This window comes from Limnoraphis robusta CS-951, from assembly GCF_000972705.2.
In genome coordinates, this window is sequence record NZ_LATL02000241.1 from 20,353 (window position 1) to 27,395 (window position 7,043).

A 7,043-nucleotide genomic window follows, 5' to 3' on the forward strand; every position below is an offset into this window, starting at 1 on the left:
TGTAGTCCTGATTACTGTTCCTATTCACAAAGGCTTACAAGCTATTGGCATGAAATTGAAAAAAATCAACTCCAAACGTGAACTTGCAGTGGTTCGTTTCTCATTGTACATGAGCAGTAATTTGGGTATTGTTGAATTTGAAGATTAAACCATTAGCTCTAAAAAATTATGTCAGATGTTCCGTTCACCTTAGACCAATTACGCATTCTGAAAGCGATCGCGGCTGAGGGAAGCTTTAAGCGGGCGGCTGATAGTTTGTATGTTTCCCAACCTGCTATCAGTTTGCAAATTCAAAACCTAGAACGTCAATTAGATGTACCTCTTTTTGATCGCGGGGGACGTCGGGCAAAATTAACCGAAGCTGGACATCTCCTTCTCAGTTATGGTGAAAAAATCCTCAGTTTGTGCCAAGAAACTTGTCGGGCCATTGAAGATCTGCAAAACTTACAAGGGGGGACGCTAATTGTTGGGGCGTCTCAAACGACGGGAACTTACCTTCTACCCCGAATGATTGGACTGTTTCGTAAACAATATCCCGATGTGGCGGTGCAGTTACACGTTCATTCGACTCGACGCACGGCTTGGAGTGTTGCTAATGGTCAAATTGATTTGGCAATTATTGGGGGCGAGGTACCAACAGAACTTCATGATTCTTTGATGATTCAGCCCTATATTGAAGATGAACTGGCTTTGATTTTACCTGTTTTTCATCGGTTTGCTAAACAAGAAACGATTTACAAAGAAGATCTTTACAAGTTGCAGTTTATTGCCCTAGACTCTCAATCAACGATTCGGAAAGTTATTGATCAAGTTCTAACTCGCTCTAATATTGATCCCCGTCGTCTGCAAGTTGAGATGGAACTTAACTCCATAGAAGCGATTAAAAATACGGTTCAGGCTGGCTTGGGTGCGGCGTTTGTCTCGACGTCTGCGATTGAAAAGGAATTGCAAATGGGGGTTCTTCATCAAGCTAAAATAGAAGATGTGGTTGTTCGACGAATGCTTTCGGTTATTATCAATCCTAATCGCTATCAATCGAAGGCAGCAGAAGCTTTTATTCGAGATATTTTACCTCGGTTTTCAACTCAGAACTTGAATTTCACCCCAAAAGAATCGGTCTCGACAGAGTAAATATCCCAAGGACTATTACAACATTTTAGACATCGGTAAAGTTAAATTTTTCTTAAAAATGATTGAGAAATGGATACTCCAAACGCTCCTCAAAACCATGATTTCCAACCTTCCATCGTAAAATGTCAGGTTAACATGGAGATGAAATTGTAGATGTTACTGTTAAAAGTGACAATGAGCGATGCTCAAAAAGCATCATTACCTCTATGAAAATTCATTGTACTCGTCCAGGTTGTCCCCGTCCCGAAAATATTTTTGCTGACCTTGATGAGAAGACTACTCTCAAAACTGTACAACAAAAATATTGTACAACTTGCGGAATGCCTTTGATTTTAGATGGTCGCTATCTCCCTCAATCCTTACTCGGTCAAGGTGGATTTGGAGCCGCTTTTTTAGCCTATGATCGCCGTTCTCCCGCCTTAAGAAGCTGTGTCGTTAAACAATTTCAACCTCCAAGTGATTTTACTCCCCCTCAACTCGAATTAGCACAGCAACTCTTTGAACGAGAAGCGATTGTTTTGGATCGTTTGGGTAATCAACATCCGCAAATTCCGAATCTTCTTGCCTATTTTCCCCTAGAAGCCCCGATTTGGCAATCCTTAAAATCTCAGCAATTTTTCTATATTGTTCAAGACTATATCAAGGGTCAAGATTTAGAAGCTGAACTGGTCAATAAAGGTTCATTTTCTGAGGAAAATGTGCGAGAAATTTTACAAGAAATTTTGAACGTTCTGCAATTTATTCACGAACAAGATGTCATTCATCGAGATATTAAACCTTCTAATATTATCCGCGATTTCAATCGTCGTCTTTATTTAATCGATTTTGGTGCGGTTAAACAAGTGACTCAGCAAGCTAATAATTTGGGGAAATCGACTGGAATTTATTCGATGGGATATGCTCCCCCCGAACAGATGCGGGGTCATAATGTTTTCCCTTCAACGGATTTATATGCTTTGGCTGTGACTTGTATTGTACTGTTAACGGGAAAAGACCCTCAAGAACTTTATGATAGTCATAATGATCGCTGGAATTGGAGAAATCAGGTTCAAGTTTCTGACTCTCTTGCGGATATTTTAGATCGAATGTTACAATCTACGCCAAGCGATCGCTATGCTTCGGCTGAACAAGTTCTCAAAGCGTTAAATCCTTCACTAACAACAACTTCCGTTTCTTCTATTCCTCAAACACTGCCCATTCAACCCTCAACTCAACTTCAATCTACGGCTTCTCCCCCTAAGTTTTCAACGATAAAATTGCTAACAGGAGCGGCTTTTACAGGATTTGAAATCGCTTTGTTACGAATTGCTGTGAATGGTTTATTAGGTGGCTCACTTCATCTTCTGGTTTTAATTCTTGGCGGTACATTATCCGGATTGATTTTTGCTCAATATCGCCGTTGGATCGAAACAAAAGAGCAAATTATTTTAGCAGTCCTCTCACTAGCATTGGTTCTATTTATTCCCACGCTTGGAAAAGGTATTCCCTTATCAGCTATTATTATTATTCCTACGTTAACAGCTTTGGCTTGTGTAGCTATAACGGCTTTATTTCGTTTAATCTATCTGATTCTTTATCGTTTCTTATAACCCTAACTCTCGAAAATACTATTTTGGTGATGATCTTATGTCTCAGAAAAATGAAACCGCTATTTTAATTCTAGCTTTATTAATTACAGGAGGCTTGCTGGGTGCGGGTTATTGGGTATTCCTTAGACCTCAATCTCCTTCGGAAAACCTCAGTCCTTCTCCAAATTCTGTTGATAATTCCTCTCAAAATTCTACCTCTAGTCAATCCGTTCAGAATTTAATCAGTCAGGGTGAACGAAGTTTGATGACTAATTCTTCCCCAGAAAAACAAGCGGGATTAACAGCTTTTTCGAGTGGAAAATATGATGATGCGATTGCACAGTTAGAAGCCTCACTTCAAAAAAATTCTAACGATCCAGAAACATTAATTTATTTGAATAATGCTCGGATTGGCAATGCAAAAGCGCATACAATTGCAGTAGCGGTTCCCATCGAAAATGTAGAGAATGTTGCTCAAGAGATTTTGCGAGGTGTCGCTCAAGTCCAAAATAAAGTTAATCAAACAGGAGGAATCAATGGAGTTCCTCTCAAGGTGATCATAGCCGATGATCAAAACAACTCAGAAACCGCTCAAAAAATAGCTGAAGAATTGGTTAAAAATAATGATATTATAGGCGTTGTCGGTCACTTTTCGAGTGGTGTGACTTTAGCAACAGCACCAATTTATGAACAGGGTAAATTGGTTTTGATCTCGCCAACGAGTACCTCTGTTCGCCTGTCAACGGCTGGAGATTATCTATTTCGTACCGTACCCAGTGATCGCTTTGCAGGAAATCGATTAGCTCAATATTTGCGACAAAAACTTAACCGTCAAAAAGCAGTGGTTTTTGATAACAGTCAGAGTGAATATAGTCAGTCATTGAAAGAAGAATTTACAACAGCTCTTTATGGCGATGGCGGAGAAGTTGTGGATGTATTTGATCTCTCTGATTCTAACTTTAATGCGTTCAAAAGTATAGATGCAGCTTCTCAACAGGGAGTAGAAGTCATTGTACTCTTTCCTGATTCTGCTACCCTGGAAAAAGCATTACAAGTCGTGCGAGTCAACCGTAAACAACTGCCAATTTTAGCGGGAGATGATCTTTATCAACTTGACACCTTGAAAGTTGGAGGCGATAGTGAAGGGGTAATCGTTGCAGTAGCTTGGCATATTCTTGCTAATCCCGATTCGGCTTTTAGACAAGAAGCGACTCAGCTTTGGAGAGGCGATGTCAACTGGCGGACAGCAATGGCTTTTGATGCGACACAAGCGTTAATTGTGGCTATCCAACAGCAACCGGACCGTACAGGAGTACAACTTGCACTGTCGGAGTCTGGGTTCTCCGCAGAAGGCGCAACGGGTACGATCAAGTTCTTGCCTTCTGGCGATCGCAATCAAGCGGTACAATTAATCCAGGTGCAACCCGGAACTCGTTCAGGAGTTGGCTACGATTTTGTCCCTCTGCCTTGAAGGGTTGAGAAAATTCTTCCGTCACGGGGTTGACAAAACGAGAAAATCATATAACAATAGAACATTGTGCAATTGAATAAAGCGGAACTGGCGGAATTGGTAGACGCGCTAGATTCAGGTTCTAGTGTTCGCAAGGACTTCCGGGTTCAAGTCCCGGGTTCCGCATTTAACTGTCTTTTTTGTTCTGAGTCTGAAAATTGCTGATATGTTGAGCAGTGTTCAAAATCCTTTGGTAAAAGCGCTTCGTCAATTGCAGCGAACAAAGGGACGACGAGATCAACAATTATTTTTGTTAGAAGGAACGCATTTAATCGAAGAAGCAGTAGCGACGCAATATCCCCTAGAAACGGTTTGTTATACTCCCCAATGGCAAGATCGCTATCCTCTTGTTTTGCAGAGTGTTTGTAAAACAGCAACTCGCATCGAACAAGTCAACGAACGAGTCTTACAAGCGATCGCCACAACTGTTAACCCGGATGGGATTATTGCTAGCGCTCCTCGCCCTCAACAAAATACGGTAGCCATTCAGCAGATTGGACTCGCACTAGAAACAGTACAAGATCCGGGTAATTTGGGAACAATGATTCGCACGGCGGCGGCGGCGGGAGCAGATGGGTTGTGGTTGAGTGATGATAGTGTTGATCTCGATCATCCGAAGGTGTTACGAGCCTCAGCAGGTGCCTGGTTTCGACTACCGATGGCAGTTTGTTCAGATTTAAGCACTCAACTGTCTAGCGCTCAACAACAGGGCGTTCAGATCGTCGCGACTTTACCCGATGCAGATTTAAGCTACTGGGAACTCGACTTTCAACAACCCACTTTGATTGTACTGGGAAACGAAGGCGCAGGTTTATCAGAAGCTTTGATTGCACAGGCGGATCAGCACGTTCAAATTCCTTTATCTCGAGGAGTCGAATCATTAAACGTGGGGATTTGTGCGGCTTTGATGTTGTACGAAGCTCAACGACAGCACCACAACCGAACTTGAGATCCGCTTGTTGTTAAGAATCTGGGGATTGAGGAGATTTGTTTTGCAAATACTGATCAATATCTGCGATCGCATCCTCTAATGCAGACAGATCAATGGGTTCAGACGGTTGAGGTTGAGCTTTTTTCAACTTCTCTAAACGGGAGACAGGCGGGGGAGCGGGAGGTTCAGGAACAGGCTCTTTAAAGGCTTCTAGCAGTTGTTGTTCCAGCGAGTTCAAAAAGTTCTCAGCCGCATGACGGCGTAAATCTCGCTGCTTTTTCTCATCCATAATGGGGTGACTCCTATTCAACAAGGGTTAATTGACTGTGAGCTTAGGGATAACAATGTACAACTCAACCGAAAATTAGAGTTGAATGTACGCCTGTCAATGGTACGATGACATGAACCATCAGATTTCAGCTTCACCTGGGTTAAGGTATGCCCATACACTAACACTTACACCCCATTTGGTACGATGACATGAACCATCAGATTTCAGCTTCACCTGGGTTAAGGTATGCCCATACACTAACACTTACACCCCATTGATGATAGACGAACCATGCCGCCATTTTGTGCAGTTTGACACATCAAAACTCTCAACTCTTTCAAGATGTCGCTAGAATTCACTTCCCTTTTTTACAAGCTTGAACGCCACTTTTCCGCATCAAGACCTTGTATTCTCAGTTTCTCGCTTTTAGAGAATTTGAGATAAGAATTTTTTCGTGCGTTCCTCTTTCGGATTGCTGAAAAAGGCTTCTGGAGTTCCTTCTTCAACCAACACCCCATCTGACATTAACACAACTCGATCGGCAACTTCCCGCGCAAACCCAACTTCATGGGTGACACAAACCATCGTCATTCCCTCACTCGCTAGGGTTCGCATGACATCCAAAACTTCTCGCACCATTTCCGGATCTAAAGCGGATGTCGGTTCATCAAATAACATAATTTTCGGCTGCATCGCTAACGCTCGTGCGATCGCTACCCGTTGCTGTTGACCGCCTGATAACTGTCCGGGAAACTTTTTCGCCTGTTCTAGAATACCTACCCGTTCTAATAATTGTAAAGCAACTTCTTCGGCTTTTGCTTTCGGCCAGCGACGCACCCAGATCGGTGCAAGGGTGACATTTTGTAAAATACTCAGATGGGGAAATAAGTTAAACTGTTGAAACACCATCCCCACTTCTCGGCGAATTTCTTCAATATTCTTCAAGTCGTGAGAGAGGCTAATTCCATCGATGATAATACTTCCCTGCTGAAATTCTTCGAGGGCGTTAAACGTGCGAATAAAGGTTGATTTCCCTGAACCACTTGGCCCCATGATCACGACGACTTCCCCCCGTTTAACGGTGAGACTGACTCCTCGTAACGCATGAAAATGGTTTCCATACCATTTGTGAACGTCTGTTGCTACGATAGCGGCTTCATCAAGGGAGGATGGAGTAGAAGTTGTGTTTGTATAGGTTTTTGTCATCTTGGGTTAGGTTGATTTTTCAGAGTTGACGTTCAGTTGTTAATATTATCAAGGGTCTGTTGTCATTTGTCACAAACGACGAACAACCGCGTTGAGCAAAATCTTTTTAACATTTTGGATAGTCAAATTAGGTTCTGCTTTCTCCTTTTAATTGTATGCGCTTTTTTGTCTTTTCTGTCTGACCGATGAACTAACCAGATGGCTGATCACTCATCTTAGCCTAGTCGATTATCCATGAACCTTTTCAATTTCACCCAAAATAAAAGGGTGTTTTTATGATTTTAGGTTGGTGACGGGCGGGTTTATTAATGTTTATTTTAGGTTAACCAACATCGTGACGAACCCGCCCCTACATTTAAGAAAATGCTGAAATCAGCAACCAGGGAGAGTAGGGGCGGGTTCCGAAAAAATTGTTAAATCTAACAG

General features: G+C 42.2%; 6 protein-coding genes and 1 tRNA gene. 5 read left to right on the forward strand and 2 right to left on the reverse strand.

All coding sequences use genetic code 11. From position 1 onward, the window contains the following. Positions 1 to 168 precede the first annotated feature (168 nt). From WN50_RS20625 to WN50_RS20645, 5 genes are all read left to right on the forward strand, one after another. Positions 169 to 1,131 carry a LysR family transcriptional regulator gene (locus WN50_RS20625; RefSeq protein WP_046280371.1) on the forward strand — a complete coding sequence of 321 codons (963 nt, stop codon included), beginning with the start codon at positions 169 to 171 and terminating at the stop codon, positions 1,129 to 1,131. Positions 1,132 to 1,337: 206 nt separating this feature from the next. Further along, positions 1,338 to 2,720 (forward strand): serine/threonine-protein kinase, encoded by a 1,383-nt coding sequence (locus WN50_RS20630; protein ID WP_046280372.1) that lies wholly within the window; start codon positions 1,338 to 1,340, stop codon positions 2,718 to 2,720. A 37-nt stretch (positions 2,721 to 2,757) separates the two neighbouring features. Next, positions 2,758 to 4,170 carry an ABC transporter substrate-binding protein gene (locus tag WN50_RS20635; RefSeq protein ID WP_046280373.1) on the forward strand — a complete coding sequence of 471 codons (1,413 nt, stop codon included), beginning with the start codon at positions 2,758 to 2,760 and terminating at the stop codon, positions 4,168 to 4,170. Positions 4,171 to 4,251: 81 nt separating this feature from the next. Continuing rightward, positions 4,252 to 4,335 (forward strand) — tRNA-Leu (locus tag WN50_RS20640). 40 nt (positions 4,336 to 4,375) lie between these two features. Then, positions 4,376 to 5,158, forward strand: a complete 783-nt coding sequence (locus tag WN50_RS20645; protein WP_046280374.1) for a TrmH family RNA methyltransferase — start codon at positions 4,376 to 4,378, stop codon at positions 5,156 to 5,158. Between the two features lie 13 nt (positions 5,159 to 5,171). On the opposite strand, the gene WN50_RS20650 is transcribed toward WN50_RS20645, so the two are convergent. Together WN50_RS20650 and WN50_RS20655 are read right to left on the reverse strand one after the other, a co-directional pair. Then, on the reverse strand, positions 5,172 to 5,429 hold the full coding sequence (locus tag WN50_RS20650) for a hypothetical protein (RefSeq protein ID WP_046280375.1): 258 nt from the start codon (positions 5,427 to 5,429) through the stop codon (positions 5,172 to 5,174). A 408-nt stretch (positions 5,430 to 5,837) separates the two neighbouring features. Further along, positions 5,838 to 6,617, reverse strand: coding sequence for an amino acid ABC transporter ATP-binding protein (locus WN50_RS20655; RefSeq protein ID WP_046280376.1), 780 nt, complete (start codon positions 6,615 to 6,617; stop codon positions 5,838 to 5,840). Between the last annotated feature and the right edge of the window lie 426 nt (positions 6,618 to 7,043).

Bases quoted from the DNA above. Each gene is read 5' to 3' on its own strand.
- WN50_RS20625 (WP_046280371.1), top strand. From the start codon at position 169: ATGTCAGATGTTCCGTTCACCTTAGACCAATTACGCATTCTGAAAGCG.
- WN50_RS20630 (WP_046280372.1), top strand. From the start codon at position 1,338: ATGAAAATTCATTGTACTCGTCCAGGTTGTCCCCGTCCCGAAAATATT.
- WN50_RS20635 (WP_046280373.1), top strand. From the start codon at position 2,758: ATGTCTCAGAAAAATGAAACCGCTATTTTAATTCTAGCTTTATTAATT.
- WN50_RS20645 (WP_046280374.1), top strand. From the start codon at position 4,376: ATGTTGAGCAGTGTTCAAAATCCTTTGGTAAAAGCGCTTCGTCAATTG.
- WN50_RS20650 (WP_046280375.1), bottom strand. From the start codon at position 5,429: ATGGATGAGAAAAAGCAGCGAGATTTACGCCGTCATGCGGCTGAGAAC.
- WN50_RS20655 (WP_046280376.1), bottom strand. From the start codon at position 6,617: ATGACAAAAACCTATACAAACACAACTTCTACTCCATCCTCCCTTGAT.